At 71.0% G+C, this 21941-nt stretch carries 22 protein-coding genes and 2 pseudogenes; 23 read left to right on the top strand and 1 reads right to left on the bottom strand.

What is annotated here, in order from left to right; genetic code table 11:
- The first annotated feature begins 87 nt into the window (after positions 1-87).
- The 18 genes and pseudogenes from ftsH to AB0E05_RS08635 all read left to right on the top strand — a co-directional run bounded on the left by ftsH (position 88) and on the right by AB0E05_RS08635 (position 15847).
- Positions 88-2007, top strand: a complete 1920-nt coding sequence (gene ftsH, locus AB0E05_RS08720) for an ATP-dependent zinc metalloprotease FtsH (protein WP_361960778.1) — start codon at positions 88-90, stop codon at positions 2005-2007.
- Between the two features lie 268 nt (positions 2008-2275).
- Entirely contained in the window at positions 2276-2905 is a 630-nt protein-coding gene (locus tag AB0E05_RS08715; RefSeq protein ID WP_361538745.1) for a hypothetical protein, read from the top strand.
- A gap of 205 nt (positions 2906-3110) precedes the next feature.
- Positions 3111-3557, top strand: coding sequence for a 30S ribosomal protein S16 (gene rpsP / locus AB0E05_RS08710; RefSeq protein ID WP_361960775.1), 447 nt, complete (start codon positions 3111-3113; stop codon positions 3555-3557).
- Between the two features lie 2 nt (positions 3558-3559).
- Positions 3560-3799 (top strand): RNA-binding protein, encoded by a 240-nt coding sequence (locus tag AB0E05_RS08705; RefSeq protein WP_005311361.1) that lies wholly within the window; start codon positions 3560-3562, stop codon positions 3797-3799.
- A 161-nt stretch (positions 3800-3960) separates the two neighbouring features.
- Positions 3961-4557 carry a ribosome maturation factor RimM gene (gene rimM / locus AB0E05_RS08700; RefSeq protein ID WP_361960773.1) on the top strand — a complete coding sequence of 199 codons (597 nt, stop codon included), beginning with the start codon at positions 3961-3963 and terminating at the stop codon, positions 4555-4557.
- Positions 4557-5378 (top strand): tRNA (guanosine(37)-N1)-methyltransferase TrmD, encoded by an 822-nt coding sequence (gene trmD / locus AB0E05_RS08695; RefSeq protein ID WP_361960771.1) that lies wholly within the window; start codon positions 4557-4559, stop codon positions 5376-5378. The genes rimM and trmD overlap by 1 nt, the downstream gene beginning before the upstream one ends.
- Before the next feature lie 129 nt (positions 5379-5507).
- Positions 5508-5858, top strand: a complete 351-nt coding sequence (rplS, locus tag AB0E05_RS08690) for a 50S ribosomal protein L19 (RefSeq protein ID WP_361538753.1) — start codon at positions 5508-5510, stop codon at positions 5856-5858.
- A gap of 99 nt (positions 5859-5957) precedes the next feature.
- The gene (gene lepB / locus AB0E05_RS08685; RefSeq protein WP_361960769.1) at positions 5958-6815 is read left to right on the top strand and encodes a signal peptidase I; all 858 of its coding nucleotides are present in this window, start codon (positions 5958-5960) and stop codon (positions 6813-6815) included.
- Positions 6808-8098: pseudogene (lepB, locus tag AB0E05_RS08680) on the top strand (signal peptidase I). Before lepB (AB0E05_RS08685) ends, lepB (AB0E05_RS08680) begins: the two are co-directional and overlap by 8 nt.
- Positions 8019-8981, top strand: coding sequence for a signal peptidase I (lepB, locus tag AB0E05_RS08675; RefSeq protein WP_361960767.1), 963 nt, complete (start codon positions 8019-8021; stop codon positions 8979-8981). Before lepB (AB0E05_RS08680) ends, lepB (AB0E05_RS08675) begins: the two are co-directional and overlap by 80 nt.
- Before the next feature lie 71 nt (positions 8982-9052).
- Entirely contained in the window at positions 9053-9802 is a 750-nt protein-coding gene (lepB, locus tag AB0E05_RS08670; RefSeq protein ID WP_361960765.1) for a signal peptidase I, read from the top strand.
- Positions 9792-10346: an NUDIX hydrolase gene (locus AB0E05_RS08665; protein ID WP_361960763.1), complete on the top strand. Its 555-nt coding sequence runs from the start codon at positions 9792-9794 to the stop codon at positions 10344-10346. Before lepB (AB0E05_RS08670) ends, AB0E05_RS08665 begins: the two co-directional genes overlap by 11 nt.
- Positions 10347-10401: 55 nt before the next feature.
- Positions 10402-10710 carry a DUF2469 domain-containing protein gene (locus AB0E05_RS08660; protein ID WP_361960761.1) on the top strand — a complete coding sequence of 103 codons (309 nt, stop codon included), beginning with the start codon at positions 10402-10404 and terminating at the stop codon, positions 10708-10710.
- Between the two features lie 145 nt (positions 10711-10855).
- On the top strand, positions 10856-11218 hold the full coding sequence (locus AB0E05_RS08655) for a YraN family protein (protein ID WP_361960759.1): 363 nt from the start codon (positions 10856-10858) through the stop codon (positions 11216-11218).
- Positions 11218-12834, top strand: a complete 1617-nt coding sequence (locus AB0E05_RS08650) for a YifB family Mg chelatase-like AAA ATPase (protein WP_361960757.1) — start codon at positions 11218-11220, stop codon at positions 12832-12834. Before AB0E05_RS08655 ends, AB0E05_RS08650 begins: the two co-directional genes overlap by 1 nt.
- Positions 12835-12958: 124 nt before the next feature.
- Positions 12959-14122 carry a DNA-processing protein DprA gene (gene dprA / locus AB0E05_RS08645; protein WP_361960755.1) on the top strand — a complete coding sequence of 388 codons (1164 nt, stop codon included), beginning with the start codon at positions 12959-12961 and terminating at the stop codon, positions 14120-14122.
- A 260-nt stretch (positions 14123-14382) separates the two neighbouring features.
- Complete coding sequence (gene whiG, locus AB0E05_RS08640) at positions 14383-15219, top strand: RNA polymerase sigma factor WhiG (RefSeq protein WP_361960753.1); 837 nt, start codon at positions 14383-14385, stop codon at positions 15217-15219.
- Between the two features lie 70 nt (positions 15220-15289).
- Positions 15290-15847: a helix-turn-helix domain-containing protein gene (locus tag AB0E05_RS08635; RefSeq protein WP_361961068.1), complete on the top strand. Its 558-nt coding sequence runs from the start codon at positions 15290-15292 to the stop codon at positions 15845-15847.
- A gap of 190 nt (positions 15848-16037) precedes the next feature.
- Here AB0E05_RS08635 and AB0E05_RS08630 read toward each other — a convergent pair.
- A pseudogene (locus AB0E05_RS08630) lies at positions 16038-16664 on the bottom strand (M23 family metallopeptidase); the annotation flags it as partial.
- 256 nt (positions 16665-16920) lie between these two features.
- On the opposite strand from AB0E05_RS08630, the gene rpsB reads away from it, so the two are divergent.
- From rpsB to AB0E05_RS08605, 5 genes are all read left to right on the top strand, one after another.
- Complete coding sequence (gene rpsB / locus AB0E05_RS08625) at positions 16921-17820, top strand: 30S ribosomal protein S2 (protein ID WP_361960751.1); 900 nt, start codon at positions 16921-16923, stop codon at positions 17818-17820.
- A 173-nt stretch (positions 17821-17993) separates the two neighbouring features.
- Entirely contained in the window at positions 17994-18830 is an 837-nt protein-coding gene (tsf, locus tag AB0E05_RS08620; protein WP_361960749.1) for a translation elongation factor Ts, read from the top strand.
- Positions 18831-19080: 250 nt separating this feature from the next.
- The gene (gene pyrH / locus AB0E05_RS08615) at positions 19081-19893 is read left to right on the top strand and encodes a UMP kinase (RefSeq protein ID WP_361960747.1); all 813 of its coding nucleotides are present in this window, start codon (positions 19081-19083) and stop codon (positions 19891-19893) included.
- Between the two features lie 160 nt (positions 19894-20053).
- Entirely contained in the window at positions 20054-20611 is a 558-nt protein-coding gene (frr, locus tag AB0E05_RS08610; protein WP_361960745.1) for a ribosome recycling factor, read from the top strand.
- A complete protein-coding gene (locus tag AB0E05_RS08605) occupies positions 20611-21909 on the top strand; it encodes a phosphatidate cytidylyltransferase (protein WP_361960743.1) in 1299 nt (432 codons plus the stop codon). Before frr ends, AB0E05_RS08605 begins: the two co-directional genes overlap by 1 nt.
- The last annotated feature ends 32 nt before the right edge of the window (positions 21910-21941 follow it).

Here is a 21941-nt window from a genome sequence, read left to right as displayed (position 1 = left end):
GGCCGGTGGCGAGCAGGGTTGAGAACGGTGTCGGCAGCCGCGTTCCGCGCGGATGCCGACACCGTTCTTCTCGCTTAACGTCCCGGTATGAGCAACCCTGTGCCACCGCGTCGGGCCCCCGACGACCCGTGGCGCTCCGAGGGGGCGCCCCCGCCCCCGCCGCCCCGGAAGAAGATGCCCGGTGGCTGGTGGGGGCTCGTCCTCATGGCCGTGGTGGTCTATCTGATCACCAGCCTCGTCATCTCGCTGATCCGCTCGGGCACCAAGGAGCCCACGATCTCCTACACGGAGTTCAACAAGCAGGTCACGGCCGGGAACATCGCGAAGATCTACTCCAAGGACGAGTCGATCGAGGGGGAGCTCAAGAAGAAGGCGCCGCTGCCCGACGGCGACGGCGACTACACCAAGTTCATGACCCAGCGGCCGGCCTTCGCCACGGACGACCTGTGGGGCGAACTCAGCCGGCAGAACGTCACCGTCACCGCCGAACCGGTCGTCGAGAAGACCAGCTTCTGGCCCAGCCTGCTGATCGCCTTCCTGCCGATACTGCTGCTGATCGCGGTCTGGGTGTTCGCGGCCCGGCGGATGGGCGCCGCGCTCGGCGGCGGGGTGCTGGGCCGCAAGGAGCCGCCGAAGCCCGTCGCGCTGCTGCCGGGCAAGCGGATGACCTTCGCGGACGTCGCCGGGATCGACGAGGTGGAGGGGGAGCTGAACGACGTCGTCGACTTCCTGAAGAACCCCGACGCGTACCGCCGGATGGGTGCCCGGATGCCCGGCGGCGTGCTGCTGGCCGGCCCGCCCGGCACCGGCAAGACCCTGCTCGCCCGTGCGGTGGCCGGCGAGGCGGGGGTGCCGTTCTTCTCGGCGTCGGCGTCCGAGTTCATCGAGATGATCGTGGGCGTGGGGGCCGGGCGGGTGCGGGAGCTGTTCGCGGAGGCCCGCAAGGTGGCCCCCGCGATCGTCTTCATCGACGAGATCGACACCATCGGCCGGGTGCGCGGCGGCGGCGCGGGCCTGGGCGGACACGACGAGCGGGAGCAGACGCTCAATCAGATCCTCACCGAGATGGACGGCTTCACCGGCTCCGAAGGCGTGGTCGTGCTCGCTGCCACCAACCGCGCCGACGTGCTCGACCCGGCGCTGACCAGGCCCGGCCGCTTCGACCGCGTCGTCCAGGTGTCGCCGCCCGACCGGCCCGGGCGCGAGGCGATCTTGCGCATCCACACCCGGGAGATCCCGCTGGGCGGCGACGTCGACCTCGCCCAGATCGCCGCGTCCACCCCGGGCATGACCGGCGCGGACCTGGCCAACCTGGCGAACGAGGCGGCGCTGATCGCGGTGAAGCGCAAGCAGACCGCGGTGACGCAGGCGGACCTGTCCAGCGCGCTGGAGAAGGTGCAGCTCGGCGCGGAGCGTCCGCTGGTACTGGCGCCGGACGAGCGGCGGCGCACCGCGTACCACGAGAGCGGGCACGCCCTGCTCGGCATGCTCCAGCCCGGCGCCGACCCGGTCCGCAAGGTGACGATCGTGCCGCGCGGCCGTGCGCTGGGCGTCACGCTGTCCACGCCGGAGGCGGACAAGTACGCGTACACGGAGCTTTACCTGCGCGGCCGGATCATCGGCGCGCTCGGCGGGATGGCGGCCGAGCACGTCGTCTTCGGAGTGATCACCACCGGTGCGGAGAGCGACCTGGAGCAGGTCACCGCGCTGGCCCGGGGGATGGTGGGGCGCTGGGGGATGAGCGAGCGGGTGGGGCGGCTCACCGCGATCCCCCAGGACGGCCAGGTGCCGTACGGGCTGTCCGCGGCCCCCGAGACGCTGGACTCCGTGGACCACGAGATGCGGCGGATCGTCGACGAGTGCTACGAGAGCGCCTGCAACCAACTGCGGGAGAACCGCGACCGGTTGGACGCGCTGGCCGCGGCGCTGCTGGAGCACGAGACGCTGGACGAGCAGGCCGCGTACCGGGCGGCGGGCATCCCTCGGCTGGCGAAGGGCGACGCCTGATCGGGGGCGCCTGCCCCCGTTGTCCCCGGCGTGCCTGATCCCGTCCGCAGTTGGCCGATCTTGTTCCCCCGTCCGCCCTCGCGCGGCGATCCGCTTCGATACGGTGAGGGTGCCCCGTCGCGGGCGCCCACACTGCTTGCCCCACCGGGTGCTACGTACCACCTTGATGGGAGCTGTGAGGCTTCTCCGTACATCGGCGTACCCGCCCTCGTCGGAACCCATCAACGTCAACTGACTGGTACGTGCAAAATATTTGAGATGCCCCGGAATGGAACCGTGGGCGCTTCCGGCTCGTTATCACGACGTGAGCACGACACCACCTGTTCTCGCCGCAGAGCTGGCACAGGCGTGGGCCGATATTCAGCGGCACCACCCTGAACTGCCAGATCTCGCCGCGCCAGAGTCCCTGATCGGAGAGTCGTCGTCCGCGTGCGGCGGTGAGCTCTCCTTCGAACGACTGCTCCACGAAGCAGTCCACGGCATCGCCGCCGCGCGAGGTGTCCGCGACACCTCGCGCGCCGGCCGCTACCACAACCGTCGATTCCTGGCCATCGCCGAGGAAATGGGTCTCGACCACGCCGAGGAGCCGCACCCCAGCAGCGGCTTCTCGCTGGTCGCGCTCAGCCCGGAGGCGAAGCGCCGCTACCGTCCCACGATCGAGAGATTGCAGCGCGCCCTGAAGGCGCACACGGTCGCCACGGCGTCCGACACCAAGCGCTCCTTCCGCGGGCCGGCCGCCCGGCACGGCTCCTCGGGCGGGGGCGTCCGGGTGAAGGCCGTCTGCGACTGCGGTCGCAACGTCCGAGTCGTGCCGTCGGTCCTCGCCCAGGCGCCCATCGTCTGCGGCGGCTGCGGCAAGCCGTTCCGCATTCCCGAACCGGTCGCCGCTGCGAGCTGACCCCTCGGCCGGCCGCCTGACGGGGGCGGCGCAGGTCCGGGGGGAAGCGCGTCATCGGCGTGTGGCACAATGGCTAGCTGTACTCGACGGCCGCACAGGACCCCTCTCTCCTCCGGCTGACGCGTCCATCGGGCACCCGAGTACCGCAACCCCACGTGGCATCTCGTTGTGCCCAACCACGTCAAGACCAGGAGACACCACTTCCGTGGCAGTCAAGATCAAGCTGAAGCGTCTGGGCAAGATCCGTTCGCCTCACTACCGCATCGTCGTCGCCGACTCCCGTACCCGCCGTGACGGCCGGGCCATCGAGGAGATCGGTCTGTACCACCCGGTGCAGAACCCCTCGCGCATCGAGGTCAACTCGGAGCGTGCGCAGTACTGGCTGTCCGTCGGCGCCCAGCCGACCGAGCCGGTCCTCGCGATCCTGAAGCTCACCGGCGACTGGCAGAAGCACAAGGGCCTGCCGGCCCCGGCGCCGCTGCTCGTGGCCGAGCCGAAGGCCGACAAGCGCGCCGCGTTCGACGAGTTCGCCAAGTCCCTGGAGGGCGGCGAGCCCAAGGGCGAGGCGATCACCCAGAAGGCCAAGAAGTCCGACAAGAAGGCGGACGAGGCGGCTGACGCCGCTGGCGCCGCCGAGTCCACCGAGGGCTGATCATGCTCGAAGAGGCCCTCGAACACCTCGTCAAGGGCATCGTCGACAACCCGGACGATGTGCAGGTCGCCTCGCGCAATCTGCGCCGCGGGCGGGTGCTGGAGGTCCGGGTGCACCCCGACGACCTCGGTAAGGTGATCGGCCGCAACGGCCGCACCGCGCGCGCCCTGCGCACCGTCGTGGGCGCCATCGGCGGCCGTGGCATCCGTGTCGACCTCGTCGACGTGGACCAGGTCCGCTGAGCAGTTGAACACCGGCTCGGGCCGGGGGAGGCCGTCCGGCCGCCCCCGGCCCGACGTCGTATGGGCCCGAAACGGCCCGGACTCCGGAGCCCGAGCCCTCGGTGGCATTCACCGGCATCCGGTGGCACATTCGGTGACAAACGGCGACAGGAGAGAGCGAAGTGCAGTTGGTAGTCGCCCGGATCGGCCGCGCCCACGGCATCAGGGGCGAGGTCACCGTCGAGGTGCGCACGGACGAGCCGGAGCTCCGACTGGGCCCCGGCGCCGTCCTCGCCACCGATCCGGCGGACGCGGGTCCGCTGACGATCGAGGAGGGGCGGGTGCACAGCGGACGGCTGCTGCTGCGCTTCGCCGGCGTACGGGACCGCAATGGTGCGGAGGCCCTCCGCAACACGCTGCTGATCGCCGACGTGGACCCGGACGAGACCCCCGACGACCCCGACGAGTACTACGACCACCAGCTTCTCGACCTCGACGTCGTCCTCGCCGACGGCACGGAGATCGGTCGAATTGCCGAGGTCAGCCATCTGCCGTCGCAGGACCTCTTCATCGTCGAGCGGCCCGACGGCTCCGAGGTGCTGATCCCGTTCGTGGCGGAGATCGTCACCTCCGTCGACCTGGAGGCGCAGCGTGCCGTCATCACGCCGCCGCCCGGGCTGATCGACGACCGGGCGGAGGTCGCCTCGGCCCGTGACGCGGACGCCGCCGGCGACGCGGACGCGTCGGACGCCTCGGGCACGTCAGGGGACGCGAAGTAATGCGGCTCGACGTCGTCACGATCTTCCCCGAGTACCTGGAGCCGCTGAACGTCTCCCTGGTCGGCAAGGCCCGCGCCCGCGGCCAGCTCGACGTCCGCGTGCACGACCTGCGCCACTGGACGTACGACCGCCACAGCACGGTCGACGACACCCCCTACGGCGGCGGCCCCGGCATGGTCATGAAGACCGAGCCCTGGGGGGACGCGCTGGACTCGGCGATCGCCGACGGCTACGAGGCCGGGGCCCGCGAGCCCGTCCTGGTCGTCCCCACGCCCAGTGGCCGCCCCTTCACCCAAGAGGTCGCCGTCGCCCTCGCGCGGCAACCCTGGTTGATCTTCACCCCCGCCCGTTACGAGGGCATCGACCGCCGTGTCATGGACGAGTACGCCACCCGGATGCCCGTCCACGAAGTGTCCATCGGCGACTACGTCCTCGCGGGCGGCGAAGCGGCCGTCCTCGTCATCACCGAGGCGGTCGCCCGGCTGCTCCCCGGCGTCCTCGGGAACGTCGAGTCCCACCAGGACGACTCCTTCGCCCCCGGCGCCATGGAGAACCTCCTCGAAGGGCCCGTCTACACCAAGCCGCCGACCTGGCGCGGGCACCCGGTGCCCGACGTGCTCACCAGCGGCCACCACGGCAAGATCGCCCGCTGGCGCAGGGACGAGGCGCTGCGACGCACCGCCCGCAACCGCCCCGACCTCATAGAGCGTTGCGACCCCGTCGCCTTCGACCGCAAGGACCGCGAGGTCCTGTCCATCCTGGGCTGGGCCCCCGAGCCCGACGGCCGATTTTGGCGCAGGCCCCGGGACGTGGAAGAATAGGCCGCTGCCGTCCGTCCGGCGCGCGCCCCTGCCACAGGGGGACACGACGCCCGCCCCGACGGGACGGCCACCTGGAACTCACCCCTCTCCCGTTGATGACCTGTGGCATCGACGAAGAAAGCAGACGACATGTCGCACGTGCTCGACGCCGTCAACGCCGCCTCGCTGCGGACCGACGTCCCCGCCTTCCGTCCCGGTGACACCGTGAACGTCCACGTTCGCGTCATCGAGGGCAACCGCTCCCGTATCCAGCAGTTCAAGGGTGTCGTCATCCGCCGCCAGGGCGCGGGCGTCAGCGAGACCTTCACCGTCCGCAAGGTCTCCTTCTCCGTCGGCGTCGAGCGCACCTTCCCGGTGCACAGCCCGATCTTCGAGAAGATCGAGCTCGTCACCCGTGGTGACGTCCGCCGCGCCAAGCTGTACTACCTCCGTGAGCTGCGCGGCAAGGCCGCGAAGATCAAGGAGAAGCGGGACAACTGATCCCGCGGCGCCACTGGCGCCCCCCGGTCCGCGGTCGGTTCGATCCGGCGGACCGGGACGAGACGGGTCCACAGCTCGGGCGGCTAGGCTTCGCCCTTGATGGACACCGAATCGACACGTACGGAGCGCGGCTGCTCTTCCGGCCCCGACGGTGGGGAACCCACCGTGGAGGCCCCCGACGCCGGGGTCACCCCCGATGGCGGGGCGGACCCCGAGAACGGGGCCGAGGAAGAGGGGCCGCGCTCCGCGCGTTCCGGCTGGACCTCCTGGCGCATGGCGGCCCTGCTGGGCGTCGTCTGCCTCGGCGTCACCCTGCTGATCAGTCGGTTTGTCGTACAGCCCTTCCACATCCCCAGCGACTCCATGGAGCCCACGCTGCGGACCGGGGACCGGGTGCTGGTCAACAAACTGGCTTACCGTTTCGATTCGGCACCCGAACGCGGTGACCTGATCGTGTTCGACGGCACGGGCTCCTTCGTACGCGAAGGGGCGCAGGAGAACCCGGTCCAGGCGGCGACCCGGGAGGCGCTCGCGGCCCTGGGCCTCGCGGAGCCCGCGGAGACGGACTTCGTCAAGCGGGTCGTGGGCGTCGGCGGTGACCGGGTGGTCTGCTGTGACAAGGGGGGCAGGATCACGGTGAACGGCGCCGCGCTCGACGAGGCGTACCTGCACCCCGGCGACGCACCTTCCGAGGTCCCCTTCGACATCGTGGTCCCCGACGGCACCCTGTGGGTGATGGGGGACCACCGCTCGAACTCCCGGGACTCCCGCGACCACCTCGGCGATCCCGGCGGCGGCATGGTGCCCGTGGAGAAGGTCATCGGGCGCGCCGACTGGATCGCCTGGCCCGTCGGCCGCTGGCAGTCCCTGGAGCGTACGGACGTCTTCGCGCGCGTACCGGACGCGAGGGCGGTTCCGGCCACGGGGGTGTCCCCGGGCGGACGGCCCCATGGGTAGGCGCGGGCGGCCGGCCGGCCACCGCGCCGAGGAGCCGCTGCCCACCGGGACCAGACCGACGGACGGCGCCCAGGCGCTGCCGGGTCGGGCGGAGCGGCGCAAGCTGGCCCGCAAGGTCAAGCGCAGACGGCGCAGGTCCGCCCTCAAGGAGATCCCCCTCCTGATCGGTGTGGCGCTGGCGATCGCCCTGGTGCTCAAGACCTTCCTGGTGCAGGCGTTCGTGATCCCGTCGGGCTCCATGGAGCAGACGATCCGGATCGACGACCGGGTGCTGGTCGACAAGCTCACCCCGTGGTTCGGCGCGGAGCCCGAGCGCGGGGAGGTGGTGGTCTTCAAGGACCCCGGCGGCTGGCTCGCGAACGAGCAGGTCGCGCAGAAGAAGGACGACCCGGTCGGGGTCAAGCAGATCAAGCAGGGGCTGACCTTCATCGGGCTGCTGCCGTCGGAAGGCGAGCAGGACCTGATCAAGCGGGTCGTCGCGGTCGGCGGCGACACCGTGAAGTGCTGCGACCGCGAAGGTCGCGTCACGGTGAACGGCGTGCCCCTGATCGAGTCGTACGTGAACGCGGGGAACGCGCCCTCGGCGCAGAGCTTCGAGGTGAAGGTGCCGACGGGGCGGATCTTCGTGATGGGGGACCACCGGGCGAACTCCGCCGACTCGCGCGCCCACCTCGACGAGGAGGACCAGGGGACGGTCTCCGTGGACGAGGTCGTGGGGCGGGCGGTCGTCATCGCCTGGCCGGTCAAGCACTGGAGCAGGCTCGACGAGCCCGAGACGTACGCCTCCGTGCCGAACGCGCGTCCGGGAGAGGGCGCGGCACTGGGTCCGTCGCATAGTCTGTCGTCCCAGGACCGGAAAGGAACGGTCCTCGTCCCAAACCTTGCGGAACTCTCGCTCGTTATCGGAGTGGTGGGTCTGTTTCTCCTCCGGAGGTTCCCGGGTTTCCGAGACAGACGGTTCGCACAGAGTGAGGAGTGGATGTGGGGGACGTTGCGGTCGGCGCACGGTCCGGACAAGGACAGCCGGAAGACAGGCCCCAGGGCCCGACGGAGTCTTCCGCTTCGTCGGAGTCTGCGGCCTCGGCGGCCTCGGCGCCCTCGGCGCCCTCGTCGAGTTCTTCCGCGTCCATGACGGACGCCACAGTGGGGCGTGCCACGGACGCCGCCGGAGGCGACGGGGGTGCTTCCGGCGGCGCCGCCGGGGTGCCGGGCCCGTCGTCCGGAGGTTCCGCTTTCTCCAAGCCGCCGGGGGCTTCGGGCCCTTCCGGCGCCTCGGGAGCTGACGGTGCGGGCGGTGCCTCGGGTGCCGCCGGCGCTTCCGGCGGGGACGCCTCGTCCGGTGACGGCTTCGGGGACGATGACGACGGCGACGGCTCGGGGAACACCCGGCGCAAGGCGCAGCGGTCGTTCTGGAAGGAGCTGCCGATCCTGATCGGCATCGCCCTGGTCCTGGCGCTGATCATCAAGACCTTCCTGGTGCAGGCGTTCTCCATCCCGTCGGACTCCATGCAGAACACCCTCCAGCGCGGCGACCGGGTGCTGGTGGACAAGCTCACGCCCTGGTTCGGCTCCAAGCCCGAGCGCGGCGAGGTCGTCGTCTTCCACGACCCGGGCGACTGGCTGGAGGGCGAGCCGACGCCCGAGCCGAACGCGGTGCAGAAGTTCCTCAGCTTCATCGGACTGATGCCGTCGTCCGAGGAGAAGGACCTGATCAAGCGGACGATCGCGATCGGTGGCGACACCGTGGAGTGCAAGAAGGGCGGCCCGGTCAAGGTCAACGGGAAGCCGCTCGACGAGCCGTACGTCTTCCCCGGTGACACGGCCTGCGACGACCAGCCCTTCGGCCCGTTCAAGGTGCCCGAGGACAAGATCTGGGTGATGGGCGACCACCGCTCCAACTCCCGTGACTCGCGGTACCACACCGAGGACCCGAACGGCGGGTTCGTGCCGGTGGACAAGGTCGTCGGCCGTGCCTTCGTCGTGGCCTGGCCGGTGAACCGCTGGTCGACCCTCCCGATCCCCGACACGTACGACCAGCCGGGCATCAACGACAAGGCGGCGTCCATCGTCACCTCGTCCGCGCCGCTGGTCATGGGCGCCCTGGGCGCCGTGCCGCTCGTGCTGTGGCGGCGACGGAGGCTGACCGCCGGGGATACCGCCCGGTAGGGTGCCGTCCCAGGTCACGGGTGCGCGGGCGGGCCGCGCACCGACGGGGACCTTCGACGTGGGGGCCTGGGATGGGAAAGGGAGCTTCGGAAGACGGCCATGGCCGGCTCGGCAGCGTGCTGTCGGGGCTGGTCGTGGCCGTCGGTTCTGTGCTCTTCCTCGGAGGTTTCGTCTGGGGAGCCGTGGTCTACCAGCCGTACACCGTGCCGACGGACTCGATGGCCCCGTCCGTGGACGTGGGGGACCGGGTGCTGGCGGAGCGGATCGACGGCGCCGAGGTGCGCCGCGGTGACGTGGTGGTCTTCCGGCAGAAGGAGTGGGGCGACATGCCGATGGTGAAGCGCGTCGTCGGGGTCGGGGGCGACACGGTCTCCTGCTGTGGTGCGGAAGGCAAGTTGACGGTGAACGGCCGGCCGATCGCGGAATCGTATCTCCGGGCGGACGGGCCGGCGTCGCCCACGCGCTTCAGCGCGACCGTCCCCGAGGGGCAGCTCTTCATGCTCGGCGACGACCGGACGGTGTCGCTGGACTCCCGGACCCACCTCCAGGACGCGGCGCGGGGATCCGTGCCGCGCTCGGCGGTGGAGGCCCGGCTGGACGCGGTGGCGTGGCCGCTGCCGGGGGACCTCCTGGAGCGGCCCGGAGGGTTCGGGGCGTTGCCGGGCGGGACCTCCGAGATGGGGCCGGTGAAGCTGGTGCTGGCGTCCGTGGCGACTGGTGCCGTACTGATCTTCGCGGGGGCGGCCTACGGGCCGGTGGCACGGGTGCGTGCACGTCGGCGGGGGAGCCGGCAGGGAGAGGTGGCGGCGGATGTCGGGTGACGTGGACGGTGCCGGGTCGACGGAGGGTTCCGCGGGCTCGGAGGAGGTCGGCGGCTTCGGCCGGGAGCTGCGGCGGGTCGCCCGGGTGGTGCTGCTCGACCCTCAGGGCCGGATCCTGCTGATGCACGGTCACGAGCCGGACGACCCCGCGCAGAACTGGTGGTTCACCCCGGGCGGCGGGTTGGAGGGCGGCGAGACGCGGGCCGAGGCCGCCCTGCGCGAGCTGGCCGAGGAGACCGGCATCACCGAGGTGGAACTCGGCCCGGTCCTGTGGCGGCGCAGGTGCTCGTTCCCCTTCGACGGGCGCCGCTGGGAGCAGGACGAGTGGTACTTCCTGGCCCGCACCGACCAGACGCGCACCGGGCCGCTCGGCCTCACCGACCTGGAGCGGCGCAGCGTCACGGGGTCGAGGTGGTGGACCTCCGCCGAACTGGCGTCGGCGCGTGAGACGGTGTACCCGACCAGGCTCGCCGAGCTGCTGCGCACGCTGCTCGACGAGGGTCCTCCGCCGGTGCCGGTGGTCTTGGCCCCCGAAATCGCCTAGGGGCGGGAGTGACTGGAGCACAATAGGGGGACGCACGGCTGAAGGGGAACATGCCATGAGCGCCGAGGACCTCGAAAAGTACGAGACCGAGATGGAGCTGAAGCTCTACCGGGAGTACCGGGACGTCGTCGGACTGTTCAAGTACGTGATCGAGACCGAGCGTCGCTTCTATCTCACCAATGACTACGAGATGCAGGTCCACTCGGTGCAGGGGGAGGTCTTCTTCGAGGTCTCGATGGCGGACGCCTGGGTCTGGGACATGTACCGCCCGGCCAGGTTCGTGAAGCAGGTGCGTGTCCTCACGTTCAAGGACGTGAACATTGAGGAGCTGAACAAGAGCGATCTCGAACTGCCGAGCGCCTGAGTCGGCGGGTGGGGAGCGCAGGGGTGAACGGGCGGCGGAACCGCCCGTTCGGGTGACGGAGTTGTTCACAATCATCTGCTCATCCACCAAGATCCACTTGTGAGGAGCGGTCGCGTCATCGTCGGTGCCAGGAGGTGGTGCCGAGATGAACGCGACCGGGGCACTGGGGAAGTACGGCGAGGAGCTGGCGGCGCGGTTGCTGGCGGAGTCCGGGATGCAGGTCCTCGCGAGGAACTGGCGGTACGGACGCGCGGGGGAGATCGACATCGTCGCCCGTGACGGCGACACCATGGTGGTCTGCGAGGTCAAGACGCGCCGAGCGGGTCCCTTCGAGCACCCGATGCAGGCGATGACCGCGGCCCGGCTGGACCGGCTGAGGCGACTGGCCGAGGGCTGGCTTGAGCGGCACGGCGGAGCGCCACCGGGCGGGGTGCGGATCGACCTCGTGGGAGTGGTGGTCCCCCAGCGCGGTGCCCCCGTGGTGGAGCACGCCCGGGGGGTGTCGTGATGGCGTTCGCGCGTGCGTGTTCCGTGGCGCTGGTGGGCGTCGAAGGCGTGGTGGTGGAGGTCCAGGCGGACCTGGAGCCTGGCGTGGCCGCGTTCACGCTGGTCGGGCTGCCGGACAAGAGCCTGGTGGAGAGCCGGGACCGGGTGCGGGCCGCGGTGGTGAACTCCGGCGCCGAATGGCCGCAGCGCAAGCTCACGGTGGGGCTCAGCCCGGCGTCCGTGCCCAAGGGAGGCAGCGGGTTCGACCTGGCGGTGGCCTGTGCCGTCCTCGGGGCGTCCGAGCGGGTCGACCCGCGGTCCATCGCCGATCTGGTGCTCATCGGGGAGCTCGGGCTGGACGGCCGGGTGCGGCCGGTGCGCGGGGTGCTCCCGGCGGTGCTGGCGGCGGCCGAGGCCGGGTACCGACAGGTGGTGGTCCCCGAGCAGACCGTCGGGGAGGCGTCGTTGGTGCCGGGCGTCTCGGTGCTCGGAGTGCGGAGCCTGCGCCAGTTGATCGCGGTGTTGAACGACGAGCCGGTGCCGGAGGAAGAGCCCGTTCCGGAAGGACCGGACCCGATGCTGGCCGGACTGATGGTGCCCGGGGCGGGCGTCGGCACCGGGCTTGCGGCGGTGCCCGGTGAGGGGCCTGACCTCGCGGACGTGGCCGGGCAGCGGATGGCCCGGCTGGCGCTGGAAGTGGCGGCGGCGGGTGGCCATCACCTGTTGCTCACCGGGCCGCCGGGTGCGGGCAAGACGATGCTTGCGGAGCGGCTGGTCGGAGTGCTGCCGGCGCTGACGCGGCAGGAGTCGTTGGAGGTCACCGCGGTGCACTCGGTCGCCGGGATCCTGCCTCCTGGTCAGCCCCTGGTGAGTCGGCCGCCGTACTGCGCTCCGCACCACTCGGCCACGATGCCCTCGCTCGTCGGCGGCGGCAACGGACTGCCGAGGCCGGGCGCGGTCTCCCTGGCACATCGCGGCGTGCTCTTTCTGGACGAGGCGCCCGAGTTCGCGAGCAAGGTGCTGGATGCGCTGCGGCAGCCCCTGGAAGGGGGGCACGTGGTGGTGGCCCGCAGCGGGGGAGTGGTCCGGCTCCCGGCCCGGTTCCTGATGGTCCTCGCCGCGAACCCGTGTCCCTGCGGCCAACACGCCGCGCACGGAGCGGGCTGCGAATGCCCGCCCTCGGTGATCCGGCGGTACGCGGCCCGGCTCTCCGGTCCCCTGCTCGACCGGGTCGACCTACGGGTCGAGGTCGAGCCGGTGCACCGACGGGATCTGCTGGCACAGGGCGGCCGGGGCGAGACGAGCGCGGAGGTTGCGGAGCGGATCCGAGCGGCCCGCGAGCGCACCGCCGCCCGGCTCGACGGCACGCCCTGGACGGTCAACGGCGAAGTCCCCGGCCATGAATTGCGCACCCGTTGGCCCGTTGCGTCGGGCGCCCTCGCCGCGCCGGAACGGGACCTGGACCGCGGCCTGCTCACCGCCCGCGGTCTGGACCGGGTCCTGCGGGTCGCCTGGACGATCGCCGACCTGGCCGGCCGTGACCGTCCCGGGCCGCAGGACGTGGAACTGGCCCTGGAGTTGCGCACGGGAGTGTCGCGGGGCGCTCCGCTGCCGGTTGCTGCGGGAGGTGCCCCATGAGGCGTCGTGTCGCGCACGCCCCGTCTGCCCGCACGGCGGCTGGGACGCCGGCTTCTGTCGGCTGCCAGTGCCCCTGCCGGCGGTGGTGGCCCGGGGCGGGGCAGTCACCGGAGGTGGGTGCGTGATGACGACGATCGCCGACCGGGAGCGCATCGCCCGTGCCGCGTTGACCCGGGTGATCGAGCCCGGAGACGAGAGCGGCGGCAGATGGCTCAGTCGCTTCGGAGCAGTGGGCCTGATGGACCGCCTCACCGCAGTGGAGGTGGATGAGACGACGCTGCCCGGGGCGTCACAACGGCGGCTGACCAGCTACCGGGCACGGGCGGCTGCCGCCGACCCGCAGCGGGATCTGGAAGCGATCGCGGTGGCGGGCGGGCGGTTCGTGTGCCCGGGCGACGGCGAGTGGCCGACCCAGCTCGACGACCTCGGGGGCGCCCGCCCGATCGGACTCTGGGTCAGGGGCGGCGCCCATCTGCGGACCTGGGCGGTGCGCTCGGTCGCCGTCGTCGGTGCCCGGGCATGCACGCCCTACGGCGCGCACATGGCGGGCGCCCTCGGCAGCGGGCTCGCTGAGCGGGGCTGGGTGGTGGTGTCGGGCGCGGCGTTCGGGATCGACGGGGCCGCCCATCGCGGTGCGCTGTCCGCCGGCGGCGCCACCGTCGCCGTCCTCGCCTGCGGAGCGGACGTCGCCTACCCGCCGGGCCACGCCGAACTGATCCGCCGCATCGGCGAACAGGGCTTGATCGTTGGGGAGTTGCCCCCGGGAGACCATCCGACGCCGAGTCGGTTCATCCTGCGGAACAGAGTCATTGCTGCACTCACCCGCGGCACGGTGGTCATCGAGGCCGAGTACCGCAGCGGGGCGCTCGCCACCGCGCGGCGGGCGGTGGAGTTGGGGCGGCATGTGATGGGTGTGCCGGGCCCGGCGACCAGTGGGCTCTCGGCCGGTGTGCACGAACTGCTGCGCGGCGAGGGGGTGCTGGTCACCGACGCCGACGAGGTGGCCGAACTGGTCGGGGAGATAGGCGAGTTGGCGCCCGTGCGTCGGGGTGTGATTCGTCCGCGGGACCTGCTCGACCCCGTGAGCGCCCGGGTACTCGAAGCCTTCCCCGCACGCGGGGAAGCCGCTGCGGCGCAGCTCGCCCGCGACGCCGGCGCCACGACTGATGAAACGCTCGGCAGGCTGTATGAACTACACGCCCTGGGGTTCGTCGAACGGGCCGGCGCGCGCTGGCGATTGACGCGCCGGGCTCACGACGGGTCGAATGCGCGGCGAGGCGGTTCTTGATTTGGAGCATTCGGGTGAAAAGGTGATGGGGGCGACCTTTGTGGTGTCCTCCGCCGCGCCGGAAGGACTGGCACGTGTACAGCCGACGGCGGTTCCCGGGTGCAGGTGACGGCCCGTACCGCGCGCAGGGGTGCCGCGACCTTCGCCCACCGCGACCACGCAGTCACGCTACGCTCACATTCCCGCCCCAAGACACCCGCCCCTCGTCGAGTTCACCCGCACCGAGTCCCCCTCTTCAGCAGAACGGCTCAAGGCAACGCATGCCCCAGCACACCTCCGGGTCTGATCGCGCGGCAGTGCCATCCCCTGCCCGTGGCGCCGCGCGGCCCCCCGCTCCCTCGTCGCTTGAGGAGTTGTGGCAGTCGTACAAGGCCACCGGGGACGAGCGGCTGCGCGAGCAGTTGATCCTGCACTACTCACCCTTGGTGAAGTACGTCGCGGGCCGGGTCAGCGTCGGGCTGCCGTCGAACGTGGAGCAGGCGGACTTCGTCTCGTCCGGCATCTTCGGGCTCATCGACGCCATCGAGAAGTTCGACATCGAGCGGTCCATCAAGTTCGAGACGTACGCCATCACCCGCATCCGGGGCGCGATGATCGACGAACTGCGCGCCCTGGACTGGATTCCGCGCTCCGTGCGCCAGAAGGCACGCGCCGTCGAGCGGGCGTACGCCACGCTCGAAGCACAGTTGCGACGCACCCCCACCGAGGGCGAAGTCGCCTCCGAGATGGACATCACCATCGAGGAACTGCACTCCGTTTTCAGCCAGTTGTCCCTGGCGAACGTGGTCGCCCTGGAGGAGCTGCTGCACGTCGGCGGCGAGGGCGGCGACCGGCTCAGCCTGATGGACACCCTGGAGGACACCGCGGCCGACGATCCGGTCGAGGTGGCCGAGGACCGCGAGCTGCGCCGACTGCTCGCCCGCGCCATCAACACGCTTCCCGAGCGTGAGAAGACCGTCGTCACCCTCTACTACTACGAGGGGCTGACCCTCGCGGAGATCGGCAACGTGCTCGGCGTCACCGAGAGCAGGGTCAGCCAGATCCACACGAAGTCCGTGCTCCAGCTGCGGGCGAAGCTCGCTGACGTGGGCCGTTGAGTCGGAAACGCCCCTGCCTCTTGCGCGGCATCCGTAAAGTGGAAGGGTGCCCAGGATTCGAGCGGCCTCCGTGGCCGAGCACCGGACCATGCAGCGCGGCGCCCTGCTCGACGCCGCGCGCTCCCTGCTGTCCGAGGGAGGCACGGAGGCATTGACCTTCCCCGCCCTCGCGGAACGCACCGGCTTGGCCAGGTCGTCCGTGTACGAGTACTTCCGCTCCCGTGCCGCTGTCGTCGAGGAACTGTGCGCCGTCGACTTCCCCGTCTGGGCGGCGGAGGTCGAGGCCGCCATGGAGCGGGCCGATACGGCCGAGGACAAGATCGAGGCGTACGTCCGACGACAGCTCGACCTCGTCGGCGACCGCAGACACCGGGCCGTGGTCGCGATCTCCGCGGGAGAGCTGGACGACGGGGCCCGGGAGAAGATCCGCGCGGCGCACGGCGGGCTGATCGCCATGATCGTCGAAGCGCTGGGGGAGCTGGGCCACGAGCAGCCCAGGCTCGCCGCCATGCTGCTCCAGGGCGTGGTCGACGCTGCCGTGCGACGCATTGAACTCGGCGCTGCGGAAGAGCCCCAGGTGATCGCCGACGCGGCGGTCTCGATGGCGCTGCGGGGCGTCCGGGCCTGACGTCCCGCGCCGCCCGGCGTCCTCGACGGGCCGGCGCACGCCCGGACCAGAGCGGGCCGTCGCCCGCGCGGCGGCGCACTGCACGGTGCGCCAGCGCAGCCGCAGCGCCCAGCAGCGCCCCGTGGAGCGCTCCGGCCTTGCCCGGGGCAGCGGACGCCGTCGTCACAGCGGGTGCAGGCGCCCCGATGAACGGGAGCAACCGGGAAGGCCCGCGGCGCACCATCTCGGGCGGCAGCAGCGAGAGCGGATCCAGATACGTGGAGCCCCGCAGCAGGCCCCAGTGCAGACAGCCGGTCGCACAGTGCCACGGCCCCGCCGCCAGGCGCCCCACGGCCTCTCCAGCGACCACCTCCGTCCCCACCGGCAGCAGCGCCTCGACCGGCTCGTACGTCACCCGCAGCGGCGGCTCCCCCGAGTCAGCGAGGACCAGCGACAGCACGCCCCGACCGGCGACCCGCCCCGCGAACGAGACCCGTCCCGCGCCCACCGCCCGTACCTGAGCCCCGGGTGCGGCGGCCAGGTCCACGCCGCGGTGCCCGGCCCCGTACGACGACGGGGGCGGCTCCCAGCCGCGGACGATCCGGGGCCGAGCCGCACCAGCCGGCCCGGCGGGCCCCACGGGCCAACTCCGCTGCGCCCGGCGCGCGCCTTCCGGCGCCTCCTGCCCGCGCGGCGGCGCCCACCCGGCCGCCTCCGCCCAAGATCCCGCCCACGCCGTCGCCCCCGGGCGCCCGAGCCCGAGGACGAGCACCGGCGCCAGCGCGAGCAGCAGCGCGACGATCACTTTCCCGAACGGCTCCAGCACTCTGCGGTCCATGCGACGACGGTGCCGCAATTCCCGCAGCACAGTGGATCATGGCCCGGATCTGTGGACGACCGGCTTCTTGTGGACAACGCCGTCACCCGACGGTGTCCGGGTCCCGTACACTTCTTCTGGCGATCCGGGCCACCGGGTCGACTTCGCACGCCCCGCCACCAGTCACCCGTCAGGGTCGGTGGCCGCGCCCCTCGGTCCCTCGCGGCAGGCGCGCCGGGGCGTCAGGACACAACCGAGAAATCAAGGAGATACGGCCATGGCCGTCGTCACGATGCGGGAGCTGCTGGAAAGCGGCGTCCACTTCGGTCACCAGACCCGTCGCTGGAACCCGAAGATGAAGCGCTTCATCTTCACCGAGCGCAACGGCATCTACATCATCGACCTGCTCCAGTCGCTGTCGTACATCGACCGCGCCTACGAGTTCGTCAAGGAGACCGTCGCGCACGGCGGCTCCATCATGTTCGTCGGCACGAAGAAGCAGGCCCAGGAGGCCATCGCCGAGCAGGCGACGCGCGTGGGCATGCCGTACGTCAACCAGCGCTGGCTCGGCGGCATGCTGACCAACTTCTCCACCGTCTACAAGCGGCTGCAGCGCCTCAAGGAGCTGGAGCAGATCGACTTCGAGGACGTGGCCGCCTCCGGCCTGACCAAGAAGGAGCTCCTGGTCCTCTCCCGCGAGAAGGCCAAGCTGGAGAAGACCCTGGGCGGCATCCGCGAGATGCAGAAGGTGCCCAGCGCCGTCTGGATCGTGGACACCAAGAAGGAGCACATCGCGGTCGGCGAGGCCCGCAAGCTCAACATCCCGGTCGTCGCGATCCTCGACACCAACTGCGACCCGGACGAGGTCGACTACAAGATCCCCGGCAACGACGACGCGATCCGTTCCGTCACGCTGCTGACCCGCGTGATCGCCGACGCCGTCGCCGAGGGCCTCATCGCCCGCTCCGGCGTCGCCACCGGCGACTCCAAGCCGGGTGAGAAGGCCGCCGGCGAGCCGCTCGCCGAGTGGGAGCGCGACCTCCTTGAGGGCGAGAAGAAGGCCGACGACGCTGCCGAGGCCGAGAAGCCCGCTGAGGCCGAGAAGCCCGCGGAGGCCCCCGCCGCCGAGGCCGAGGCCGAGGCTGAGAAGCCGGCCGCGGACGCCGAGCAGGGCTGACACCGCCCGGCTGATTCGAACGGGTGAGGACGGCGGGGGACGGTGTCATCGGCACCGCCCCCCGCCGCCCGCCCGTAGATTCCGTCACCGGATCGTCACCGGGTCCACGGACGATCACCGGATCCGGTCTCGACTTCGATCGACTTCCGACTTTCGAGAAAAGACTCAAGGACATGGCGAACTACACCGCCGCTGACGTCAAGAAGCTTCGCGAGCTCACCGGCGCCGGCATGATGGACTGCAAGAAGGCGCTGGACGAGGCCGACGGCAACGTCGACAAGGCCGTCGAGCTGCTGCGCGTCAAGGGCCAGAAGGGCGTCGCCAAGCGCGAGGGCCGCAGCGCTGAGAACGGCGCCGTCGTCTCCCTCATCTCGGACGACAAGACCTCCGGTGTCCTGCTGGAGCTGAAGTGCGAGACGGACTTCGTCGCCAAGGGCGAGAAGTTCCTGGCCGTCGCCAACGCCCTGGCCGCGCACGTCGCCGCGACCTCCCCGGCCGACCTGGACGCCCTGCTCGCGTCCGAGATCGAGGCCGGCAAGACCGTCCAGGCGTACGTCGACGAGGCCAACGCCAACCTCGGCGAGAAGATCGTCCTCGACCGCTTCGCGCAGTTCTCCGGTGCGTACGTCGGCGTCTACCTGCACCGCACCATGCCGGACCTGCCGCCGCAGGTCGGCGTCCTGGTCGAGCTCAGCGCCGCGAACGCCGAGGTCGCCAAGGACGTCGCCCAGCACGTCGCCGCCTTCTCGCCGAAGTACCTCACCCGTGAGGACGTTCCGGCCGAGGTCGTCGAGAACGAGCGCCGCGTCGCCGAGGCCACCTCGCGCGAGGAGGGCAAGCCCGAGGCCGCCCTGCCGAAGATCGTCGAGGGTCGCGTCAACGGCTTCTTCAAGGAGGTCACCCTCCTCGACCAGCCGTTCGCGAAGGACAACAAGAAGTCCGTCAAGAAGGTTCTCGACGAGGCCGGTGTCGAGCTGAAGCGCTTCGCGCGCATCCGCGTCGGCGCCTGATCCGCCACCCAGAGAACGCGAGTACTCGCGTACGCGGGCCGCGAGGACGGCTGCGCGGGTACGTCGAGTACGCGATCGATCCGGGGGCCCGATAGGGTTTCCCACGCAGTCATCGGCCGCGTGGGCCCCGGGCGCCACCACCGCGCCCGGAGCGCCGGAACGACCGCAGATGTGACGAGGAGGCCATTGCCGACAGGGACACCAGTACCCGCGGCGATGGCCTTCCTCGTATGTGCACGAGGAGATCTCCATGAACCAGGGCGTGGACGCCAACATGGCAGCCGGCGACAACACCGACCACGACGGGAAGCACGACGTGACCAAGCCCAACGCCAAGGCCGGTGCCGGACGCTTCATGCTGAAGCTCTCGGGAGAGGCGTTCTCCGGCGGCGGGGGCCTCGGCGTGGACCCCGACGTCGTGCACGCCATCGCCCGTGAGATCGCCGCGGTCGTCCGCAACGGCGCCCAGATCGCGATCGTCATCGGCGGCGGCAACTTCTTCCGCGGCGCCGAACTGCAGGTGCGCGGCATGGACCGGGCCCGCTCCGACTACATGGGCATGCTCGGAACGGTGATGAACTGCCTCGCCCTCCAGGACTTCCTGGAGAAGGAGGGCATCGACTCCCGCGTCCAGACCGCCATCACCATGAGCCAGGTCGCCGAGCCCTACATCCCGCTGCGCGCCGTGCGCCACCTGGAGAAGGGGCGCGTCGTCATCTTCGGCGCCGGCATGGGCATGCCGTACTTCTCCACCGACACCACCGCGGCCCAGCGCGCCCTGGAGATCGACGCCGAAGCCCTGTTGATGGGCAAGAACGGCGTGGACGGGGTGTACGACTCCGACCCCAGGACCAACCCGGCCGCGGTGAAGTACGACGCACTCGAGTACGGCGAGGTCATCACCAAGGACCTCAAGGTCGCCGACGCCACGGCCATCACCCTCTGCCGTGACAACGCCCTGCCGATCCTCGTCTTCGAGCTCTTGGCCGAGGGCAATATCGCGCGGGCCGTACGGGGTGAGAAGATCGGCACGCTCGTGAGCGACAAGGGCACCCGGTCCTGAACCGGGGGGTGTCCCGGGCGTCCGGGGAACGGATGCCCGAGGATGTCCGGGGATAGACAAAGCCCTGCCGGTCGGACACCGTGCAGGGAAGACGCGACACAGGTTCCGCCCGACCGGGCAGTTGTCAGCCGGGCCTACTCAAGACACGCAGGAGCAAGTGGTGATCGAAGAGACCCTCCTCGAAGCAGAGGAGAAGATGGAGAAGGCCGTCCTGGTCGCCAAGGATGACTTCGCCGCGATTCGCACCGGGCGTGCGCACCCGGCGATGTTCAACAAGATCGTGGCCGACTACTACGGTGCGCTGACCCCGATCAACCAGCTCGCCTCGTTCTCGGTGCCCGAGCCGCGCATGGCCGTGGTCACGCCGTTCGACAAGTCCGCGCTGCGCAACATCGAGCAGGCGATCCGCGACTCCGACCTCGGGGTCAACCCGAGCAACGACGGCAACATCATCCGTGTGGTCTTCCCGGAGCTGACCGAAGAGCGCCGCCGCGAGTACATCAAGGTCGCCAAGGGCAAGGCCGAGGACGCAAAGATCTCGATCCGCGCCGTGCGCCGCAAGGCCAAGGAGACCATCGACAAGTTCGTCAAGGACGGCGAGGTCGGCGAGGACGAGGGCCGCCGCGCCGAGAAGGAGCTCGACGACACCACCGCCAAGTACGTGGCGCAGGTCGACGAGCTGCTCAAGCACAAGGAAGCCGAGCTGCTCGAAGTCTGATGAACGACGCTTCCTGGGGGGCCCCACAGAGGGCCAACTACGTCGGAGGGTGGCGTCCGCACGACCAGGGCCCTGCCTCGGCGGGTCCCGCCTACGATGGGCATGAGGCACAGCAGACTCGGCCCATGCCCATCGTGCCGGACTTCCCCGACGCAGGTAGAGACGCAGGCGGTCCCGGCGACCGCGACCACAGGGACGACAGCGGTCGGGAGTCCTCCCGACTGAGCGGTCCGCTGTTCCGTGACGAGGTTCCGCGGGAGCCGGCACCCGGTGCCGGTGGACCGCCGCCGGCACCCGAGTCGTCGCACAGACGCCGTACGGGCGGCCCGTCCGGTCCGAAGGACCGGGGGGCGCACGCGGGGCACGAACGAGGGGCGGGTACGGGTTCGACGGAGCCGGTCGCACCGCCCGCCGAGCAGCAGCAGCCCGGTCAGCCGGCGGGCCGGGCCGGTGCCAGGCGCACGGCGGAGAGCAACGGGAAGAAGCGTGCCGGCCGTGACCTGCGGGCGGCCATAGGGGTAGGCGTCGGCCTCGGTGCGGTGATCATCGCGTCGCTCTTCTTCGTCAAGGCCGTGTTCGTCGGCGTGGTCGTGGTCGCGGTCGTGGTCGGCCTGTGGGAGCTCACCTCCCGGCTGGCGGAGCGCAAGGAGATCAAGGCTCCGCTGGTGCCGCTCGCCGTCGGTGGTGCGGCGATGGTCGTCGCCGGGTACGTGCGCGGTGCGGAGGGAGCCTGGGTCGCCACGGCGCTCACGGCGCTCGCCGTGCTGGTGTGGCGGATGACGGAGCCGCCCGAGGGGTACCTGAAGGACGTCACGGCGGGGATCTTCGCCGTGTTCTACGTGCCGTTCCTGGCGACCTTCGTCGCCATGATGCTCACGGCCGACGACGGTGCCCGGCGCGTGTTCGCGTTCCTGCTGCTCACGGTGGTCAGCGACACCGGCGCCTACGCGGTCGGCTGGCGCTTCGGCAAGCGCAAGCTCGCTCCGCGCATCAGCCCCGGGAAGACCCGCGAGGGGCTGTTCGGGGCGGTGGGCTTCGCCATGGTGGCGGGCGCGCTGTGCATGCAGTTCATGATCGACGACGGCACCTGGTGGCAGGGCCTGCTGCTGGGCCTCGCGGTGGCGGTCAGCGCGACGCTGGGAGACCTCGGCGAGTCGATGATCAAGCGTGACCTCGGCATCAAGGACATGGGCACGCTGCTGCCGGGCCACGGCGGCATCATGGACCGGCTGGATTCGTTGCTGCCGACGGCGCCGGTGGTTTGGCTGCTGTTCGTGGTGTTCGTAGGAAGCGGCTGACCTGCGGCTTCACGGTGAAGGGCTTGTTATCC

The sequence above is a fragment of the Streptomyces sp. NPDC048057 genome (assembly GCF_040653095.1).
Taxonomy (GTDB): domain Bacteria; phylum Actinomycetota; class Actinomycetes; order Streptomycetales; family Streptomycetaceae; genus Streptomyces.
The sequence above is the reverse complement of the archived record's forward strand: the minus strand, read 5'-3'. Positions and strand labels throughout refer to the sequence as shown.